Genomic DNA, 20,401 nt, shown 5'->3' with positions numbered 1-20,401 from the left:
GCTCGGCGTGCTCGCGGTCTATCTCGCCGCGGTGTACTGGCTGTCGTGGCTCGGCATGCGCAAGACCACCTCGCTCGTGGGCTTCGCGATCGGCAACCGCGACATGGGGCCGGTGCTGGTCGGTGTCGTGATGGCGTCGTCGATCGCTTCGACCGCGACCTTCGTCATCAACCCGGGATTCGTCTACAACCACGGCCTGTCGGCCCTGCTCCACTACGGGGTCGCGGCGCAGGCAGGGGTCGCGTGCGGGCTGTTGGCGGTCTGCAAGGGCTTCCGCCGCGTCGGCGACACCCACGGTTGCCTCACGGTGCCCGACTGGATCCGCGCGCGCTACGGCAGCGAGACGCTCGCGCGCGCCTTCGCGGTGCTGAACCTGCTGTCGATCGCCTTCGTGGTGTTGATCATGGTCGGCTGCGCGCTGTTGGTGGTGGCGCTGTTCGGCGTCTCGTACGAGCTGGCGCTGGCGGGCACCCTGGTGGTCGTGTTCAGCTACGTGCTGTTGGGGGGCACCTACGCCCACGCCTACACCAACGTCGTGCAGGCCGCGATGATGGCGGTGGTGGCGGTGATGCTGTTCGCCTCGGGCGCCCACCACCTCGGCAACGGCGTGGTGGATGCCTTCGCGCAGGTATCGACCTCGTTCGCGTCCGTGCTCAACCCCGAGAGCAACCTGTACGGCTCGGTGTTCTCCGTGTTCGTGAGCGCGTTCGTGGTGACCTTCGCGCTGATGCTGCAGCCCCACATCCTCACCAAGGTGCTGTACCTTCGCAGCGAACGCGACGTGAACCGCTTCATCCTCACGTCGGTCGCGCTCGGCGTGGTGTTCTCGCTGTGCCTGTTCGCGGGGCTCTACGCCCGGCTCGACGGCATGGTGTTCCCGCCCGAACAGCAGGACCGCGTGGTCACCGAGTATGTGGTGCAGGCGTTCGGCGGCGGTGGGGCTGGCGAGGTGGTCTCGGCGATCACGCTCGTCACGATGCTCGCCGCGGGCATGTCGACCCTCGACGGCATCCTGGTCGCGCTCTCGACCATGGTCACGCATGACCTCGTGCTCCGCGGGCGGCGCGACGGTGACGCCCGAGCGGGCCTCACCGCGTCGCGGCTGGCGCTGGTGGCGGTGGGCGTGATCGCGTTCCTGCTGGCGCTCGAGCCTCCGGCCCTGGTGGGGCTGTTCGCGCAGCGCGGTGTCTACGGACTCGCCGCCGCGTCGTTCGTGCCGGTGCTCTTCGGGGTGATGGTGCGCACCGCGATCCCCGCGTGGGTCGTGGCGAGCGCTGCGGCGGTCGCCTTGCTGGTACACGTCGGGCTGCAGTGGTTCGGTGGGGTTGCGAACCCCGCGGTGTCGTCGTGCATCGCCATTGCGATCAGCGTTGGCGTCGGCGTCGTGGGTTTGCTGGTGCACCAGCGCAGTGGCGCCCCCGCACGGGCGCTCGAGGAGCAGCAGGTCTGATGGCGAGTTCCCCCAGCGAAGGCGTGCAAGAGCCGGTGACGGCGCGCGGTCAACGGACGCGTCAGCGCATCCTCGACGCCGCCGAGACCGTCTTCGGCGAGCGCGGCTACGAGGCCGCGTCGATCGTCGACATCACCCGCGCCGCAGGTGTCGCGCAAGGCACGTTCTATCTCTACTTCAACAGCAAGAAGGCGGTCTTCGCCGAGCTGGTCGGTGAGCTCGGCGCGACCCTGCGCCGAACACTGGCGGCCGCCATCGAGGGCCACGGCGAGCGGCTCGAGGTCGAGCGCGCCGGCTTCGTGGCGTTCCTGCGGTTCGTGCAGGAGCACAAGAACCTCTACCGCATCATTCGTCAGGCAGAATTCGTCGACGAAGCGCTGTATCGCGACTACTACCAACGTCTGGCCCAGGGCTACCGCGACGGCCTCGCGAAGGCCATGAAGCAAGGCGAGATCCGCAAGCTCGATCCGGAGGCGGTGGCCTTCGCGCTGATGGGCATCTTCGACTTCCTCGGCATGCGCTGGGTGTTGTGGGAGAATCGCCTGCCGCCGAAGAAGACCATCGACGACGTGTTCACGCTGATTCGCGATGGACTCGGGCTCGGCGGCGGCGCAGACGGAGACGCGACATGACCCGGCCACGCACGCTGCGATCGATTCCTCGGGTACTGACGGCGAGCGTCGTGCTCGCAGCGTGTGGCGCGGCCGACGACGATGGCGATCCCGGCAGTGTCAGCGGCAAGGCCGACGACCCCGACGGCATGATCGAGCAAGGCGTCGCGCTCAGCTCCAGCTCGGTGCAGGCCCTCGGCGGGGACCTCAGCAGCGTACGGCCCGAGATCGACGCGTTCGTGGTCGGCGACCCGCTGCCACTATCGACGTACCTGAAGCCGATGAGCGCGCTCGGCTACTACGGTCCGCTCGGTCCCTACGGTCCGCTCGGTGTGCTCGGTCCGGTCGGCGACGGCAGCTGGACCGCGTCGTCGTGGATCGGACTGTCGGCGCCGTGGGACTCGTTCGCCACGCTGCTCACCGATGCCGGCGGTCCGCTGTCGACGTCGGGCCCGCTGGGACCGGACGGCCCGCTCGGTGACGCCTACTGGGACGACCTCGCGGCCCGCGAGTCCTCGCTCACGCCGGCGTTCCTGCGGCAGCTCGAGCCCGGCGGCTTGTTCGCGCCGCTCGGCCCGATCGGTCCGCTCGGTGCGCTGGGTGCGACCGGACCGCTCGGTCCAGTCGGCGCGCACGGCCACGATGCCGACGAGAACGGCAACTGGACCGGTACCTGCCACGGCAAGGATCCGCGCAACGCCGACGGAGTGTGCCGCGTGGTGACGGTCAAGTGGGCACGCAACGACACCCGCGTGTTCGAGCTGTTCGAGAACTACCCAGAGTCGTTCGCGCAGGCGATGCCCGACAACGACACCTCGTTCATGGTGCAGGGGCGCATCGACGGCGACGAGGTCGACAGCTACCCGATGCATGCGGACGAGCTGCAGATGGTGACGGTGGTGGCGTTCGGGGCGTGGACGAAGTGGCCGTTCGCGACCGCGATGCTGCTGCTGGGCGAGTCGGCGACGCTGGGCTTCGCGATCCCGCCGTTCGTGCCCGGCGCCGTGTTCCCGTTCAACCTCTACCAGCACGCGGCCAGCTTCGACGACGTCGATCTCGTGCTCGACATCGAGGTCGACGGCAAGCTCCAGAGCATCACCGCCGACAGCGCGGACGTCGTCGATTGGATCAGCGTGCAGGTGCCCGCCGGCGCGATCGTCACGGCACACGTGAGTGTCGCTTCGCGGTGGCGCGCACCGTGGCGGGTGGTCGATGCCGACTACCGCCTCTTCGTGGTCGGCTCGCCACCGTGGCTGACCAGCACCAACGTCGGTGGTGCACACCAGTTCCTCGTCGACTATCAGCAGTGAACTCGCATCGTGCTCGCGCCTGCTCTCGCGGGTGAAAACCAAGGAGCGTCGTCATGTCGCCACTTCGTATCGCCGGGCTGGTCGCCGCGGCCATGTCGATTTCGTCCGTCGCCCACGCCGCGTGGGAGACCAAGCAGATCGCGGGGATGAGCGTCGAGGTCTACACGCCAGCGGGCGTGAGCCCGATCGGCAGCGGCCGTGCGCTGATGATCGCGCTGCACGGCTGCGCACAGACCGGCAGCCAGCTGCAGCAGTACGGCAACTTCGAGTCGGCCGCCGAGGACTTCGGCATGGTCGTCGCGCTGCCGACCGTGCCGGGCGGCGGCGTGATCGCCGGCTGCTGGAACTACTACGGTGCCACGCACACGCGCACGAGCGGGCACAACAAGCCCATCATCGAGCTCGCCGAGAGCCTGCGGGATGACGCCGGCTACGGTGTCGATCCGGCGCAGATCTACTTGGTCGGCTTCTCCTCCGGCGGCGGCCAGGCGCTCATCGTGGGCTGCCTCGCACCCGAGATCTTCGCCGGCGTCGGCGTCTCGGCGGGGCCATCGCTCGGCACCAGCGTCAGTCAGATCGCGCAGGTCGGCACCAACGTGGGGCAGACCGTCACGCTGTGCCAGCAGTACGCCGGCGCGAATGCGGCGTCGTTCGACACCCAGCTGGCCATCACGTTCACCGACAGCAACGACTTCACGGTCGCGCAGGGCTACGCGCAGATCAACGCCGAGATGTACGCGACCATCTACGGCGGCGGGACATTGCTCGGGAGCGCACCCTTCGATGTCGCTTCGCTGCCCGGCACCAATCCCGCGGGCTCGGCGTTGGCCTACGACGACGCCGAGGGCGAGCGCGTGGCGTCGATCAGCTCGATGGGCGTCGGTCACAACTGGCCCTCGGGTTCGGGCACCGCAGGGCCGCCGACCTCGTACGTCGCGGGCACCGGGCTCAACCTCTCGTACTTCGCCGCCGAGACCTTCACCGCAAATGCGCGACGCGCCGACGGCGAATGGAACCCGGGCGGTGAGGACTCGGGCAGCGACGGTGGTAGCGGTGCAGACTCCGGCAGCGAAGGCGGTGAGGCCGGTGGTGGCAGCGGTGGCGAGGCCGGTGGCGGATCGAACGACGACGCTGCGGGCACCGAGGGCGGCAGCACCGGGGGCAACGGCGGTGGCGAGGGCGGCAGTGGCATCAGCACGGTGACTGCCGGTGCCGACGACGGCTACGTGCAGCCGAGCGGATGTCAGTGCAACAGCATCGGCGACACGCGGGACGCCGCGGTGCCGTGGTTCACGGCTGCGTGCGTCGCGTTGCGGCGGCGTCGTCGTCGCGCGGTCTGAGACGATCGCCCACGCGGGCTTTGGCCAGGGACCCGAGCTCGCGTCACCAGCGGTACACCACGAGGCTGCCGTCCTGCGCGGCGCTCGCGAGCATTTGACCGCTGCGATCGAACTCGAGATCTTCGATCAGCTTGGTCTGCTCGTGCCGTGACCGGCGCTCGCGACCGTCGACGAGCGACCACAGCCGCACCGTGCCGCTGGTGTGACCGCTGGCGATCAGGGCCTGGCCGGGTGCGGCCGCGAGCGCCCAGATCGCGTCGGTGGTGCCCTGGGGCGCATCGCCGTCGCCTTCCCAGAGCTTCGTGCGCGTGGTGCAGCGGCTCGCGTCGAGCAGCTCGAGGCCATCGCTCTGCGAGACCAGCACGAGCTCGCTCGCGTCGCGCCCGAACACGATCTCGGCGTTGAGCCGCGGTTCCTTCACGGCGCACACGTGCTCACCGGTGGCGCTCCATACATGCGGGCGATCGTCGCCGTCGAGCGAGACCCAGCGGCTACCGTCGGGTGCCGCGGCGAAGCCACGCAGGCCGACGTGATCGTCTGCGCGCCAGCTCGCGACGATGACCTCCCCGCGGTACAATGCGAAGTTGGTCGCCGCATCGCGCTGGCCGCCCTCGTGCACAGCGATGCCGAGCACGTCGCCCGCGAACGCGACGTCGATTTCGGTGCCGACGAAGGCGTGCCATGGGCCAAGGCGGTCGGTGCCGACCTCGTTCCACGCCCATGCGCTGCGCTCGGTGTCGGCCACGAGGCCCTGCGCACCACCAGGCGCGATCGCGATCGGAAGCACCTCCGGCGCGGCGAGCTGCTGGCCCGAGGCGTCCGCGAGCGACCAGCGCAGCGGCTGGGGGCGCGCGTAGGTGACCAGCGACGTGGCCGCGGCATCGAAGCCCATCGCACGCGGCGCGGACACATTGCGGGCGCCCGCGAGCAGCTCGCGCTTGCCAGCGACGTCGAACGCCGACACGACACCGCCGGCACTGCCGGTGACGAGCCGGGTGCCGTCGACGACCATCGCGTCGTAGGGGCCGTCGTCGGCGGGGAGCATCGCGACGTGGCCGCTGGGATCGTGGACCTGCAGGTACCAGCCCTGGGTCGAGGTCGACACCACCACGTCGCCGCTCGGCATCATCGCGAGCGCGCGCACCGGCCAGCCGTTGCTGCCGGCGATCGATCGCGTGGCCTCACCGATGCGCCCGACGAAGATCTCGCCTTCCATGTCGCCGGCCGCGAAGCCGCGCCCGTCGGCCGCGATCGCGATCGCCGTGATGGCGCGCCCCGCCGTCGCGTGGTGGCGCAGCGCGGCAGCCGGGGTGTCGAGGTCGAGCGCGACCACGCTGCCGTCCTTGCCACCGATCACCACCCGCGTGGCACCGATCGCCGCCGACGTGATCTCGCGCCCGAGCGCACCGACGACCTGCGGTGCCGCGTTCGGGGCCAGCTCGACCAGGGCGATCTGTCCGTCGCCACGCACGACCGCCAGTCGCTCGCGCGCTGCGATCCAGCCCAGCGCCACGACGCGCGCGCCACCGCCGAGCTCGATCGGGTTGCCGCCGTCGAGCGTCGCCACGCGCACGCGGCCGTTCACGTCCGCCGTCGCCACGCGATCGTTCGGCACCGGGGCGATCGCGACCACGTGGGTGTCGCCGAACTGCGCAAGCAGGCGGCCGTCGGCACGCCACACGCGCACGCCGGGATCGACCGCGCCGATCGTGCGCCCCTCGATCACCAGCGGGGCCTCGGTCGCTGCGATCACGGCGTCGTCCTGCACGGCGATCGCAACGATGCCGTCGGGGTGCGTGGGCACGCGTGCGCCGAGCCACAACGCCTCGACCTCGCCGCGATCCGGTGCGTCGCGGGAGGGCGGCGAGGTCGGCTTCGTGTCCTCGCTCGGGCGGCAGGCGAGCAGCGCGAACGCGAGCCATGGAGGGCGGCGTGGCATGCGGCCAAGGTAGCCTCGCCTTGGTCGCGTGACGAGGCGGTCGCGCTCGGCGACATCCCCATGGGTCCCTTCGACGCGGCCGCTCGCCTGCGCAACGACGCTAGAGCAGCCCACGAGGATCGACGCTGCCTGCGGCCGCGCGACGCCGTCGCAGGGCGAGCGCGGCGATCGGCACGGAACCGAGGGGTGCCGGCCACCAAGGCCGGAACATGGCCCGCACTGTCCTGGCTCCGAGCCTCTGCACCCTCGCGTGCGCGATCGCGTGCACCTCGACGTCCCCCGCCGACGCCGACGCGAGCGACACGAACGACCCGTCGCTCGCGGCGAGCGACGGCGACGACGGCCGACCGAACCCGACGAGCGAGTCGCCGGCGACCAGCTCGGGCGGGGCATCGTCCGATTCCGCCGCAGCGACCGACGGCGCAGATCCGACCACCGGCGGCGACGATCCACCCGTGCCCCCCTCCGATTGCGACGTCGCGCTCCCGCTCGCCCCGACCTTCCACGTCGCGCCGACCGGAGACGACGACACCGGCGACGGCTCGGAAGCCGCGCCGTGGAAGACACTCGCGCACGGCATCGCCCAGCTCGCGCCCGGCGACGTGCTGCTCGTCGACGACGGCGAGTACGCGGGACCGCAGAACGCCATCGTCGACGTGCCGGCCGGCACCGACGGCTTCACCACGATCGCGGCCCGGCACCCGCTGGCGGTGCGCATCGTCGGTGGCAGCGATCTGTTGTTCATCGGCGATCGCGTGCACGTCGACGGGTTCGTGTTCGATGCCGGTGATGGCGACGAGTTCGTCGGGACCATCGCCGGCGATCACAGCCGCCTGACGCGGAGCATCTTCCGCCGCGCCGGTGAGTCCGGCGAGCAGGGCGGACTGCTGCAGCTGTGGGGCAACGACAACCTCGTCGAGGACGTCGCCGGCGTCGGATCGTGCCGGGCATGCTTCGTCCAGGGCGGGCCCGACGCCTCGACCCAGCGAAACATCTGGCGCCGGGTGGTCGGGCGCATGGACTACACCAGCTCGCCGCTGCCGAAATCCACCTTCAACACCTATGGCAACAACGCCGACGACTCCGTCCGCGATCACCTCTACCAGAACGTGATCGCGATCGACGGCCACGCGCCACAGACCGGCGGCGAGGGCAAGTACGGCGGCTTCTACATCGCGAAGGTGGGGAGCAACATCCGGTTCCAGGGCGTGATGGTGATCGGCGAGGCCGTCGATCACGCCGGGATCTTCGGGGTCGAGTGGGGCCAGGGCAACGTCGTCGATCACGCGGTGGTGTGGGGCGTCTCCGACGGTGCGACCGGCGTTCGCGCCAACACGGCGTCGCACGTCACGGTCGGCGGCTTCGCGGGCGAGCCGTTCCTGCTCGACGATGGCGACGCGCCGCAATCGGTGATCGATCCCACCGGACCCGATGTCGTGTCGAACACACCGGGCGCCGACCTGCGCACGCGGTGGGGGATCTCCGGCACGCACTGGGGCGAGGCCGGGTTCGATCAGCCCACCGACGAGCCGCTGTGGCCGTGGCCGTGCGAGCGTCGGATCGCCGAGGTCTTCGCCGAGCCCAACGATCCGCCGCCGGGCAACTCACCCGCCGTCAACGAGACCAGCCGCGGCTTCGCGGCCGGCGGCACCGGCCTGTACGGCGGACCGGTGACGCTGACGTCGTACGTGTGGGAGCTGCTGGGGACCCCATGCCCCGACGATGTCTGCGGCGCGTGATCACGCCGCGGTGGTTCCCCTCGCTCGCGAGAGCAAACAGCGTTTCGGACCTCGTCATGCCGCCGTCGTCGCTGCGACCGCGCGCGCCGTGAACCCCTCGCGTGCCCGCGGCATCTAGTCGCCATGCGACGCGCGTTTGTCTTCCACGCTGGTCCCGACTTCAAGGGCTCGTGCGACGCTGTGGTTCGTTACCTCCAGGCCGAGAAGTTCAGTTGCCAGACCTTCGACGTCGGCGATGCGCGCAAGGATCCGCAGCCATGGATCGACGCCTACCCCAACTTGATGACGCGGGTCGACGTCATCGTCTGCCTCGCGCACGGCGGCTGGGATGGACCGTTGGTGTTCGGCGGGGCGCCATTGCAGGCTCGGAACCTCAGTCCGCAGATCGCCCGCGGCTACAGCAACATGGCCTGGCCGGCCGTCTGCGCGTGGTTCCGCAACATGCTCACCGCCGGCGGCGTCGCGGTGATCCACGCCTGCCACTCGGCGGGATCGAACCAATACGAAACGGCGCAGTACGACCACGCGGACCGCTGGGTGCAGGAACTCTCCGAGGACGCGCGGATCACCACGGTGGGCGTCGAGGGCACGACGTCGTCGGGGATCGGCAGCCAGAGCGTCGCGCTGCTGAAGCACGTGTTGCGGGGCACGTCCCCACCGCAGGCCACCCGCGTGTACCTGCCCGGCGGCCAGCGGGTGGCGCGATGGAGCGGTTGGCTGAACCAGGGCAAGCGGTAGGGCGGTTGCCTGGCACGATGTGGAGCGCGTCGACACCGACTGCCGCGACGCGGCGGGCCGCGGGCTCGCGTCGCGACGTCGGTGCGATCACAGCGGTCGGCGAGCGCGGGCGAGGCGGCGGGAGCGTTGCTTCAGCTCGACGGTGCAGGTCTGCACGCGGCGGTGGAACACCGGACCCGCGTCGTCGCCCGCGTCGTCGATGAAGATGCGACCGGTGACGGCGGCGTCGAGGCGATGCAGCAGCGGGCCGAAGGTGTCCGCGGGGCACGGCTCGCACGCGCCGCCGGAGCGCGTGATCGTGCCAGCCACGGGGCCGGTCGCGACGCCGCGATCGAGCGGGCGCTTGCGTAGCGCGAGCTCGCTGCAGCCCTCGCAGGCCACCGGCTCGCAACCAGGCCGTTCGATCCTCGCGCTGCCGCACGCGACCTCGGTGGCGAAGTGCGTGCCGGTGTAGCGCAGGGCGTCGTCGGTCGCGCGCAGGTGCAGCCCGAACGACTGCAAGCCGCCGATCGCCTCCGCGCCGTCGCCGTCGGGGCCGGACGTGGTGCGGCCCGGACCGAGCACGTCCACGCCGTCGTGCAGGCGCAGCGTGTAGAACCACGCGTTCTTCGCTCCGGGTTTGGTGCCGAGCACCTCGGGGATCTCGCCGACCAGCGCGCCGTCGATCCACGCGAGATCGATCGGCACGCAGCGGGCCTTGTTCGACCAGATCAGCTGCCGGGCGTCGACGAACACCCGCACCGTGCCGCTTGCCGGGATCCACGGCACGTTCGCGAGGGCTCCTGCCTCGCGCAGGGACGAAAGCTCGGGGGCGACGCTGGTCGCCCATGACCACATCTGCGCGGTGTCCCACCGCTCGCACGTGCCGGCCTCACAGACCGCGAAGATCCGTGGATCCTCGGGGAGGCCGCACTCGGGGTCGATCCGACAGCCGGCCTGGGGGTCGGCGGTGTGCTCGGGCGTGCTCGCCGACGCCGATGCGTCGTCGTCGTCGAGGGCGGGCGCGGGCTCGGGCTGACCGTTCGCGACGTAGCGCGGCCCGCAGGCGATCGACAGCGAAGCGAGGACCTCGAGCGCGATGCCGTACGCGCGTCGGCGGGCGCATGCCATTGCGCGAGGCTATCACGGTGGACTTGGGGCCGCGTCGCGGCCGCAGCGGCGATCGATGCGGCATCGGGTCGAGCCGTGGCGACCCGATGCGGGCCGTGGGCCCACACCCGCGCGCCCGCGGGATCACAGGATCGCGAGCGACTCGCCGACAAGTGACGGGTCATGTCGCGCCATCGCTCCGCAATCCTGGTGTCGTTGTCCTGCTCGCTCGCCTGCCAGGGGCAGGCCATCGAGGCGAGTGACGAATCCGGTAGCAGCGGCATCGTCGTCGGCCGCGACGACTCGGGTAGCGGCACCGGACGCGACGACGGCGGCGACGACGGGGCCGACGGCAGCGAGGACGACGGCCACACCATCGTGTTCGATGTCGGCAGCCCCACGGGCACCGTCGATTGCGGCGACGGCGAGGTCGGCAACAGCTTCAGCATCATCTGGATCGCCAACAGCTCGCAGGGCACGGTCTCGAAGATCGACACCGCGACCGCGACCGAGCTGGCCCGCTACCGCACCGGCCCCGACGGCAGCGATCCCTCGCGCACGGCGGTGAGCCTGAGCGGCGACGTCGCGGTGAGCAATCGCCGCGGCACGGTGACGAAGCTCGCCGGCACCATCGAGCGCTGCGTCGATGGCGACGGCGACGGTGAGATCCGCACCTCGCGTGCGTGGGACGACGTGCTGCCGTGGGGCGAGGACGAGTGCGTGCTGTGGCACCACGACACCGGCTTCGATCCCGGCGTCGCGGGCAGCCAGGGCGGCCCGCGGGCGACCGCGTGGACCCGCGGCAGCATCGACCCTGCGACCTGCGACACCGTCGGCGAGCAGCTGTGGATCAGCTGGCGCAACCAGCCCGCGAGCTCGGCGACGATCCGCAAGCTCGATGGCGATCTCGGCACGACGCTCGGCGAGGTCGTGATCGAGGACTGGCCCGACAACTGGGGGCACGGGCCCTACGGCGGCGCCGCGGATGTCGACGGCAACCTCTGGGCGCTCGGCACCAGCGGCAGCATGTTCCGCGTCGACGCCGAGACGCTCGCGGTCGATCGCTGGGACAACCCCGTCGATCACGTGATGTATGGCATCGCGCTCGACGGCGACGGCACGCCGTGGGTGGCGGGCTGGTCGGGCAAGCTGTGGAAGTTCGACCGCGAGGCCGGCAGCTGGATCGACGAGGGCGACACCGAAGGTGGACCGACGCGGCTGCGCGGCCTGGCGATCGATCGGGATGGCTCCGCGTGGGTCGCCGGCAACAACCCCTGCGGCCTGATGCGCTACGACACCGTCGCGGATGTGCTCGTCGACGGTGCCATCGCGCTGCCCGACTGCCAGGAGCCGGTCGGCGTCAGCGTCGACGCGGCCGGCATGGTGTGGGTGGTCGATCGCGGCGCCGCGCGGGCCTACCGGGTCGACCCCAGCGACGGCAGCAGCGTGGTCGTGGAGGGGCTCGTCGATCCGTACACCTACTCGGACATGACCGGTAGCGGGCTGGGGCTGGTCGCCAACCCGCCCGGCTAGCGCAGCCCGATGGGCGGGGTGCGGCGGCGCTGGGAGTCCGGCAGACTCCCGAGCTGCCATGGACGAGCCCGTCATCCACATCCAGCACCGCGAGACGCTCGCTCACCTGCTCGGCGAAGCCGCCGAGATCGAGCACGGCTTGATGTGTTGCTACCTGTACGCCGCGTTCAGCATCGGCGCACCGGCGCGTGGGCGCGTGTCCGAGTCCCACGCTGCGGTGCTGTCGCGTTGGCGTGAGCAGATCGTCGACGTCGCGCGGGAGGAGATGGTCCATCTCGTCAACGTGTCCAACGTCGCGAGCGCGGTCGGGGTCGCGCCCCACCTGCTGCGCCCCAACTTTCCGGTGTCGCCCGGCTACCACCCCGCGGGCGTGGTGGTGTCGCTGGCTCCGTTCTCACGCGCGACCCTCGATCACTTCGTGTTCCTCGAGCGACCCGAGGGTGTGGCGTTGCCCGACGGCGAGGGCTTCGCGTCGCCACGGCAGTACCGACGCGGCATGACGCCGGGGCGACTGACACCGAGCGCGGAGGACTACGCGACCGTCGGTCACCTCTATCGCGGGATCCGGGCGGGGCTCGATCAGCTCGCCGAGCAGATGGGCGAGGCGGTGCTGTTCTGCGGCAACCCAGCGCTGCAGCTCGGCGCGCCACCGGTGACCCTCCCCGGCACCTCTTCGGTGCGCGACCTCGATAGCGCCCATGCGGCCATCGACGTGATCGTCGCGCAGGGCGAAGGCGCCGATGATGCCGGCCACGAGTCGCACTACTGTCGCTTCGTCCGCATGCGCGACGAGCTGGCGGCGATGCAAGCCGAGGATCCGAGCTTCGATCCCGCCGCTCGCGTCGCGCGCAATCCCGTCATGCGTCGCCCACCGCTGCCCGATGGCCTGGTGTGGATCGACGCCGAGCCGGCGGCCTCGGTGCTCGATGTCGGCAACGCGATGTACATGCTCATGCTGCGTGCGCTCGAGGTGCTCTTGTCACCCGTGGGGGCCACGCCGGGCCTGCGTGGGCCGCTGTACAGCCTCGCGGTGGCGTCGATGTCGGCGCTGACCCCGATCGGTGAGCTGCTGACGTCGCTGCCCGCATCCGCGAACCACCCGGGCACCTTCGCGGGCCTGAGCTTCGCGACGTCGCGCACGCTCGCGGTGCAGCCCGATCCCCGCGGTGCGGTGCAGTCGTTGGTCGAGCTGTCGCGTTCGATCGCCCGCGGGCTCGACCAGCACGTGCTGCCGCTGGCCGCCGATGCACGACCGGTCGCCGAGCGCATCGGTACGATCGGCGATCGTCTCGCCACGCTCGCGACCACGCTGACCTCGAGCCACGCGCCCGCACCGGTCGTGGTCGCCCCGGCCTCGCCCGCACCGACGCAGCCGGTCGATCCCGTGGTCGACGTCGACCGAGCGCGCGGCAAGCACCTCGAGATCCGCTTCGACACCAAGCGCTGCATCCACTCGCGGCACTGCGTGCTCGGGGCGCCGCGGGTCTTCCTCGCCAACGTGCAGGGCCCGTGGCTGCACCCGGACGAGGCTTCGGTCGAGGCGCTGGTCGGCATCGCCCACACGTGTCCGTCGGGCGCGATCACCTACGAGCGCCTGGACGGAGGTCCGCCGGAGCCGGTGCCCGAGGTCAACGTCATGCGCCTGCGCGAGAACGGGCCGTATGCCCTGCACGCCGACGTGCGGCTGGCCGGTCGCGGCAGCTTGCGACGCGCGACGCTGTGCCGCTGCGGCGCGTCGCAGAACAAGCCCTTCTGCGACGGTTCGCACAATGGCGCGGCGTTCCACGCGACTGGCGAGCCCGCGACGATCGACACGGCACCGCTGGCCCAGCGTGGCGGCGCACTCGAGGTCACGCCGTTGCCCGATGGCCCGCTCGAGATCGCCGGCCCCGTGGAGATCTGTGCCGGCACCGGCCGCACCATCGCGCGCGTCGAGTCGGCCCGGCTGTGCCGCTGCGGTGGCTCGGCCAACAAGCCCTTCTGCGATGGCACGCATGCGCGCATTGGCTTCCGCGCCGGCGGTTGATCGGCGAGCGGGCCGGTTTCGTCGCACGTGTCCGCCGACGGCGCGTCGCTCACACCGCGAGCGTCGTCGCGTCGGTGAGACCGAACGCGCCGCCCTGGGGATCGTCGCACGCGGCCATGCGCGCGCCGCTGGGCAGCGTCGTGGGACCGAGCGCGAGTCCGCCGCGTTCGCGGACCTTCGCGACCACGCGGTCGAGATCGGGGACCGCAAACACGTACAACCACTGCGCGTGCACGCCCGCCACCGCCGCGACATCGGCGACCGCACCCACGCTCGGTCCACCCGGTGTCCACGCAAACCCGCGGTGGATGCCGAAACCGTTGGTGTCGACCTGCGTCGTCGCCTGCCAACCGAACAGCTCGACGTGATCCGCGAGCGACTCCACCGGCGAGTGACTCCACGTCAGGTGCCACGCGAGGTCGCTGCGGGCGGTCGCATCGCCCGGTCCGCCAATCGCGATCACGGCGCCACCGCGCTCCCGCAGCGCCTGCGCGGTGGCGCCGCGGGTCGTGAACGCAGGGCCCAGCAGCTGTGCCCCGCGGTCGACCAGCGCGGCGATCATCGCGGCGGGATCGTCGACGGCGATGTGCCCGAGCCAGTGCGGCTTGGCGCCGCGCGCCCGTGCAGCTGCGGGTAGCTCGACGACATCGGGGCAGCCCCCCACGAGGATCTCGTCGTAGAAGCCACGCGCCGCGGCGAGATCGGTGGTGCGAAGCAGCAGATGCGAGATGCGCGTCATGAGCGGTCTATGCGTGGGTGACGACGAGCTCCGAGATCACGACCTCGCCGTAGGCGTCGGGCTCGTCACCGTGCTCGGGGTTCGACTGGGTGTACACGCCGGCCTTGAAGTAGCAGCCATCGACGTCGCGCTCGATGGACACCACCGGCGTCGAGAGGTCTTCGTAGTAGATGTCGATCGCGCCCTCGGAAGCCCGCAGCATCACCGTGAAGGTGGTGCCGAGTACGTAGTCGGTCGCGAGGTCGCCGAGCTCGTCGCCGCCGCCCTCGACGAAGAGATGGCTCCCTTCGAGCCGGATCATCACGACATCGTCGGAGGCGTCGTGGATCTGCCCCGCCACCACGTGGGGCTTGGCGTCCGGCAGGTGGGTGATCGCCTGTGTGATCGTCATCGAGTGGACGCCATCGCTGGTCGACCAGCTGGCGGGATCGAGGCCGTCATTGGCCATCTCGCGCAGCTCGGCACGGGGATAGCCGGAGTTGTTGGTGGTCACGCCGCCGGCGTTGGCGCGAAAGACCACCGCCGTGGCGGCGTCGTCGAGGTGGAACCACGGCTCGATCGCGTAGGTGCCAAGCTCTGGTTGGAGGATCTCGAGCGGTTGATCGGGCTCGTCGCGGGCGATCGGCAGCGTCAGCTTCCACGCCGCGAGATCCAACAGGTCGGCGGGCGCGATCGCGGGCGCGCCGGTGCTGCTGCCGCCGTCGTCCTCACCGCTACCGGAGTCCGCGGCGGTGGTGGCATCGGCGGCGGTGGTGTCCGCGGCGGTGGTGGCTGTAGCGGTGGTCGATGAGGCGCCCGTGGTCGCGGTGGTGCCATCGTCGCCGACCTGGCCCGAGCTGCTGCCCGCGGTGGTGCCCGAGTCCTCGTCGGTCGCCGGCGAGTTGGCGCACGCGAGCGAGAACATCACGCACAGCGAGGTCCGGCGATCCATCACGGGATCATGCCATGTCGCCGTCGTCGAGCGGCATCGCGGCGGCGTGCGTGGTCGAGGTTCTTCCGCGAGCTGGTGTTCGACGCGTTCTGTCCGCCTGCGGCGACGACTCGCCGATGCGCGTCGCGCTCGCGTGGGAGCTCAGCGCAGATCGTCGAGCCGGACCGCGAGCGCCTCGGAGACCCGCCGCGCGTCGCGGCTCGCCGGTCGCGACAGTAGCTCCGGCATCAGCTTGCGTGCGCGCGCGATCGAGTCGGCGTCGCCGAGCTCGAGCAGCACCGCGACGAGGTCTTGCTCGAGCAGGCCGCGCTCGGCGAGATCCGCGAAGCCGGGGCCGCGCGGTGCGTCCTCGTCGAGCGCGGCGAACAGCGCGTCGCGGGCCTCGGTCGTGCGTCCGAGGGCCCGCAGCGCCCGCGCGACCGCGAGATGGGCCGCGACGTCGTTGGGCGCGAGCTGCCGCAGCAGGCGTGCATGATGCAGCGCGAGCGTGGGGTTGCCAGCCTGCAGCGCGAGGTCGTGACGCACGCGCAGCGGCTCGGGGTCGTCGGGCAGGGCCCGCGCGCGTGCGGCCGCCACCGCGTCGGCGTGCTGCGGCGCGACGGTGGCGAGCGCGTCGACCAGTGCGCGCCACGGCGCGGGCTCGGTCGGGCACAGCGTCGCCCAGGTCGCGGGGTCGGGGTACTCGCCGAGCAGCCACGCGAGCAACGCCTCGTCGGGCCGCTCGTGCAGCCGCGCGAGGCCCTCGGCGATCGAGCGGTCGCCTTCGTCGACGCGACCGAGTCGTCGCAGCGCGACCCCGCGGATGAGCCACGGGTCGACATTGCCGGGGCGCAGTCGCACCGCCACGTCGGCGCGCTCGACCGCGGTCGCGTAGTCGCGGGCCTTGGCTGCGCGTCGTGCCAGCAGCCCGTGCAGACGACCGTCGAGCGGCCGCGCGCGCAGGGCCGCGAGCTCGAGTGCCTCGTCGCCGGCGAGGATGCGGCTGTTGACGTCCTCGCGCAGCAGCTGCGAGTGACCGCGGCTGACGATCGCGAGTGTCAGTCCGGCCGCGAGCGCGAGCCCACCCACCACGGCGCTGCGGCGCGAGCCGAACACGCGAATCGGGCCAGTCGACAGCGCGCCCGCCAGTGCGACCGCGGGCGCGGCGACGCCGAGGAACTCGAACGAGAAGTCGACGGTGTTCTGCAGCGCCAGCGCCAGCAGGCCCAGCAGCACCACGCGCCGCGCGTTGCGATCGGAGCGGGGCCCGCCGCGCACGAACGCCACCAGCCACCACAGCGTCAGCCCGCCGAGCACGGTGCCGCCGAACCATGGGCCCCACTCGAGCAGCATCGCCGCCGGTGCACACTCGAGGTGGGTTGCGAGCACGTACGAGCCGTCGGCGCGCACCGAGGGGAAGAGATCGACGAAGGCCCCGCGGCCGACACCCAGCACCGGCGACAGGCTGAGCATGCGCAGTGCCTGCACCGCTTGGCCGAGCTTGTGATCGGTCTCGCCCACCGAGTCGTGCAGCGACGACAGCGTTGCGAGCTCTCGCCACGCACCGTGCTGCGCGACCAGCAAGAACAGCCCCACCGCGCCGGCTACGACCATGATGCGGGCCGGCGAAAGCCGCTCGGTACGTCGCCGGCGTGCACGCCGACCCGCCGACTGCCGCCGCAGCGCGAGCCAGCCTGCGACCGGCGCCAACAGCAAGAACGCCACCAACGCGCCGCGCGACAGCGACAGCACCAGCGCCGGGATCTGGATCGTCACGCCGGCCATGGCCGCGAGGAATCGATCGCCATAGCGATCGACGCGGCCGGGATCCGCGGTGACCAGGCCGTGCGCGTGTTGGTCGGCCGCAACCGCGATGCCACTGAAGATGCCCAGCAGTAGTAGGCCCGATTGATGGTTGGGGTTGACGAAGGTCCCCAGCAGCGCCGGTACGCCCGCGCGATCGATGTCGAGCGGCATGTACCAGCCGTAGATCGTGTGCAGGCCGGCGGCCTGGTGCGCGAACCCGACCAACGCGACCGCGGTGCCGAGCAGTGTCACGAACGCCGCGCTCACGCGCCACGACAGCTGTGCCGCGGCCACGAACAACGCGGTGAGGGCCAGCAGTCGCGCGGCCTCGAGGCCGGTGTCGGCGGGCGTCGGCGAGAGGCCTTCGCGTGCCTGCACGCCGGTGCCGTGCAGGGCCTCGCGCACCATCGCATCGAGGCCGGGGGCCAGCGACTCCCGCACGCCGGCCAGCGGCAAGCACTGCAGCGTGGTCGCGAGCACGGCCAGCAGCCCAACGGCGGTCCATGCCGGGATCTGCAGGCCCGAGCGCGCACGCAGGCACAGCCGCAGCCACAGCGCCAGCACCAGCGCGCAAAAAGCAATCACGGTGGCCGGATGAACCCCGCCGAAGGCCATCGCGGGCATGCCGATCGCGGCGCCCAGCAGCAGCCGCGACCACGGCGTGGTCGGGCGTCCGCGGCGATGGGTCCCGCGCTCCGGCGAGGGCTCGTCGTCGGGTCCGGTGGCGACCTCGGGTTCGTCCATGTGCTCTCGCGCGGCGCGACGACGCGGCAGCGCCGGGCTACGCCGGCTCGTTCTCGGCTTCGTTGGCGCGGTACGTGTAGTACGCGGAGTTGTACGCGTAACGCTCCTGTCGCGCGTCGACCTCGTTGAGCACGACACCGAGGATGTTGGTGTCGCTCTTGGCCAGCTGCGCGAGCGTGCGCTGCAGCTCGCCGCGGGTGGTCGACTCGCAACGCGTCACCACGACCACGCCATCGACCTCGCGCGAGATGATGAGCGGGTCGGTGACGGGGAGCACCGGCGGGGTGTCGACGATCACGACGTCGAAGCGGTCGCGCAGCTCGGCGAGCGCGCGGCGGAATACCGGCGTGTCGAGCAGCTCGGCAGGGTTCGCCGGCAGGCCGCCGCACGGCACGATCTTGAGCTGCGCGGGTGCGTCGTCGGGTGCGTCGAGGATCACCTCGTCGATCGTCGAGACGCCGGTGAGGTACGCCGACAACCCGGTGCCCTCCTTTTCACGCGGCGACGCGAAGACCTGGTGGATTCGCGGGCGTCGCATGTCGGCGTCGATCAGCACCACGCGCTTGCTGGCCTGGCAGAACGACAGCGCGAGGTTCATCGCGGTCGAGCTCTTGCCCTCCGAGGAGCTCGGCGAGGTCACCATGATGGTGCGCAGCGCGTCGGGGCCCTGCGAGAACGCCAGCGAGGTACGGATGCCGCGGCAGCGCTCGGCCATCAGCGACTGGGGATAGAGGTGCGCGTAGAGATCGCGTTGCCGCCGCTGCGCGCGGGCGTTCGCGACGCCCAGGCGCGTGTCGGGCGGGAGCAGCGGCAGCTGGCCGAGCACCGGCACCCCGAAGCTCGCGAGTGCGCGCTCGAGGTCGAGCAGGCCACGGATGCGATGGTCGCGGAAGTCGACCGCCACCGCCAGCAACGAGCCCATCGACAGCCCTGCGACCACCGCGAGCGCGAACATCAGGCCCTTGCGCGGGAACACCGGCACGTTGGGTGCCACCGCCCAGTCGAGCACCTCGATGCCCTCGTCCTCGACGCGGTTGCTGACCGCGATCTCGGTGTCGCGACGCGCGATCAGCAGGTAGTCCTCCTCGGCCTTCTTGGCCGCGCGTTCGAGCTCACGGTACTCGCGCTCGAGCCCACCGAGCTTGAGTGCGCGGGAGTTCTCACCGCCGAGCTTGCGCTCGAGGTCGTGCTCGGTCGCGGCCGCAGCAGCGACCTCGGCCTCGAGTGACTCGATCAGGCTCTTGGCCTCACGCTCGATCTTGCGCTGCGCGAGCTCTAGCCTCCGCTTGGCCTTGGCGTGCTCGACGTGCTTGGGGCCGTAGACCTCGTCGGCGGTGGCGAACTCGGCCTCGGCCTCCAGCTCCTGCTGGCGCATGGTCTCGAACAACGCGCGGCGGCTCTCCGGCAGCAGCGTGGCGCCCGCGAGGTTGCCAGCCTCGTGCAGGCGCTTGGCCTGCTCGAGCATGCGCTCGTGGGTGATCCGCTCGGCCTCGGCCTCCTTCGCACGCGACGACCAGATCATCACGTCCTGGTTGATGACATCCTGACGGTCGGACAGCGTGGCGGCCGCGATGCCGTGCTTGTCCTTGAAATCCTGCAGGGCGTGCTCGGCCTCGTTCATCGAGCTCTCGGCGCGCGTGCGCTCGGCTGCGATGTCGTCCTTGGCGACGCTGCCCAGATCGGTACGGCTCGACTGCACGTACTCGAGGTAGGCCTCGGCGACGCGGTCGGCGATGTCGCGCGCGACCTCGGGGTCGGGGTATTCGGCCGAGATCTCGAGCACCCGCGAGTTGCGGACCTCTTCGACCGACACGAGGTCCCGCAGGCGCTCGATGGGGTCGATGGTCGCAGCGACCGCCACCCGCTCGGCCTCGGACTCGATGCCGTCGATGCCGAGGAACGTCGGATCCGAGGCCAGGCCCAGCTTCGCGAGCGCCAGCTTCGCGACCGCGCGGCTGTGGATGATGGTCCGCTGGGTCTGGTAGTACTCTTTGTAGCCGACCACGCGCGCGTCGGCGTCCTCGGCGATGCCCTTCACCTTGTCGAGGACCTGCGGACCCGACATGTGCAGCACCACCGAGGTGCTCGCGCGCCAGCGCGGTCGCAGCATCGTGACCGCGAGCGCCGCGGCCGCGACGGCGAGCACCACCGTCACCGCGACGACGAGCCATCGCCGACGCAGGATCGAGAGCACGCGGAGCACCTGCGCGATCGCATCGGTGTGCGGCGCTTCCTCTTCGATGACGCGTGACGGTGAGGGTTGCAGGGGAGGGTTCACTGCCGAGGGATCCAAGCTTAGGTGGGGTCCACGCACGGGGCCAAGCTGCGGACCGAAACACCGACCCCCTTTCGGTACCTGCGCGTCCGCTCAGGTCCAGGGGGGCGAGCGGGGCCCGCACATCGATCGCGATGGCCTGCGCCGCACGA

At 71.2% G+C, this 20,401-nt stretch carries 14 protein-coding genes; 8 read left to right on the top strand and 6 right to left on the bottom strand.

Annotation, left to right across the window (positions count from 1 at the left end; all coding sequences use genetic code 11):
• The first annotated feature begins 55 nt into the window (after window positions 1-55).
• The 4 genes from IPH07_28340 (at window position 56) to IPH07_28325 (ending at window position 4,711) form a co-directional block, all read left to right on the top strand.
• A complete protein-coding gene (locus IPH07_28340) occupies window positions 56-1,450 on the top strand; it encodes a sodium:solute symporter family protein (GenBank protein MBK6921340.1) in 1,395 nt (464 codons plus the stop codon).
• On the top strand, window positions 1,450-2,082 hold the full coding sequence (locus IPH07_28335) for a TetR/AcrR family transcriptional regulator (GenBank protein ID MBK6921339.1): 633 nt from the start codon (window positions 1,450-1,452) through the stop codon (window positions 2,080-2,082). The genes IPH07_28340 and IPH07_28335 overlap by 1 nt, the downstream gene beginning before the upstream one ends.
• Complete coding sequence (locus IPH07_28330; GenBank protein ID MBK6921338.1) at window positions 2,079-3,371, top strand: hypothetical protein; 1,293 nt, start codon at window positions 2,079-2,081, stop codon at window positions 3,369-3,371. Before IPH07_28335 ends, IPH07_28330 begins: the two co-directional genes overlap by 4 nt.
• Window positions 3,372-3,463: 92 nt before the next feature.
• Entirely contained in the window at window positions 3,464-4,711 is a 1,248-nt protein-coding gene (locus IPH07_28325) for a PHB depolymerase family esterase (protein ID MBK6921337.1), read from the top strand.
• 43 nt (window positions 4,712-4,754) lie between these two features.
• Here IPH07_28325 and IPH07_28320 read toward each other — a convergent pair whose 3' ends face one another.
• On the bottom strand, window positions 4,755-6,650 hold the full coding sequence (locus IPH07_28320) for a WD40 repeat domain-containing protein (GenBank protein ID MBK6921336.1): 1,896 nt from the start codon (window positions 6,648-6,650) through the stop codon (window positions 4,755-4,757).
• Window positions 6,651-6,859: 209 nt separating this feature from the next.
• Here IPH07_28320 and IPH07_28315 point away from each other — a divergent pair, with 209 nt between their 5' ends.
• Both IPH07_28315 and IPH07_28310 read left to right on the top strand, forming a co-directional pair.
• The gene (locus tag IPH07_28315; protein MBK6921335.1) at window positions 6,860-8,389 is read left to right on the top strand and encodes a hypothetical protein; all 1,530 of its coding nucleotides are present in this window, start codon (window positions 6,860-6,862) and stop codon (window positions 8,387-8,389) included.
• A gap of 123 nt (window positions 8,390-8,512) precedes the next feature.
• Entirely contained in the window at window positions 8,513-9,127 is a 615-nt protein-coding gene (locus IPH07_28310; GenBank protein MBK6921334.1) for a hypothetical protein, read from the top strand.
• An 87-nt stretch (window positions 9,128-9,214) separates the two neighbouring features.
• Here the strand turns inward: IPH07_28310 and IPH07_28305 are convergent, their stop codons facing one another.
• Window positions 9,215-10,237 carry a hypothetical protein gene (locus IPH07_28305; protein ID MBK6921333.1) on the bottom strand — a complete coding sequence of 341 codons (1,023 nt, stop codon included), beginning with the start codon at window positions 10,235-10,237 and terminating at the stop codon, window positions 9,215-9,217.
• Window positions 10,238-10,399: 162 nt separating this feature from the next.
• On the opposite strand from IPH07_28305, the gene IPH07_28300 reads away from it, so the two are divergent.
• Both IPH07_28300 and IPH07_28295 read left to right on the top strand, forming a co-directional pair.
• Entirely contained in the window at window positions 10,400-11,749 is a 1,350-nt protein-coding gene (locus IPH07_28300; protein MBK6921332.1) for a hypothetical protein, read from the top strand.
• 58 nt (window positions 11,750-11,807) lie between these two features.
• Window positions 11,808-13,775, top strand: a complete 1,968-nt coding sequence (locus IPH07_28295) for a CDGSH iron-sulfur domain-containing protein (GenBank protein MBK6921331.1) — start codon at window positions 11,808-11,810, stop codon at window positions 13,773-13,775.
• 49 nt (window positions 13,776-13,824) lie between these two features.
• Here the strand turns inward: IPH07_28295 and IPH07_28290 are convergent, their stop codons facing one another.
• From IPH07_28290 to IPH07_28275, 4 genes are all read right to left on the bottom strand, one after another.
• The gene (locus tag IPH07_28290) at window positions 13,825-14,514 is read right to left on the bottom strand and encodes a hypothetical protein (GenBank protein MBK6921330.1); all 690 of its coding nucleotides are present in this window, start codon (window positions 14,512-14,514) and stop codon (window positions 13,825-13,827) included.
• Window positions 14,515-14,521: 7 nt separating this feature from the next.
• A complete protein-coding gene (locus IPH07_28285; protein ID MBK6921329.1) occupies window positions 14,522-15,445 on the bottom strand; it encodes a polysaccharide lyase family 7 protein in 924 nt (307 codons plus the stop codon).
• Window positions 15,446-15,586: 141 nt separating this feature from the next.
• Window positions 15,587-17,974 carry a hypothetical protein gene (locus IPH07_28280; GenBank protein ID MBK6921328.1) on the bottom strand — a complete coding sequence of 796 codons (2,388 nt, stop codon included), beginning with the start codon at window positions 17,972-17,974 and terminating at the stop codon, window positions 15,587-15,589.
• A gap of 37 nt (window positions 17,975-18,011) precedes the next feature.
• On the bottom strand, window positions 18,012-20,252 hold the full coding sequence (locus IPH07_28275; protein ID MBK6921327.1) for a polysaccharide biosynthesis tyrosine autokinase: 2,241 nt from the start codon (window positions 20,250-20,252) through the stop codon (window positions 18,012-18,014).
• Between the last annotated feature and the right edge of the window lie 149 nt (window positions 20,253-20,401).

The organism is Deltaproteobacteria bacterium (assembly GCA_016709225.1).
Classification (GTDB): Bacteria; Myxococcota_A; Polyangia; order Nannocystales; family Nannocystaceae; genus Xiheibacterium; species Xiheibacterium phototrophicum.
Note: the sequence above shows the minus strand (reverse complement) of the source record. Positions and strands in the feature narration are given on the sequence as shown.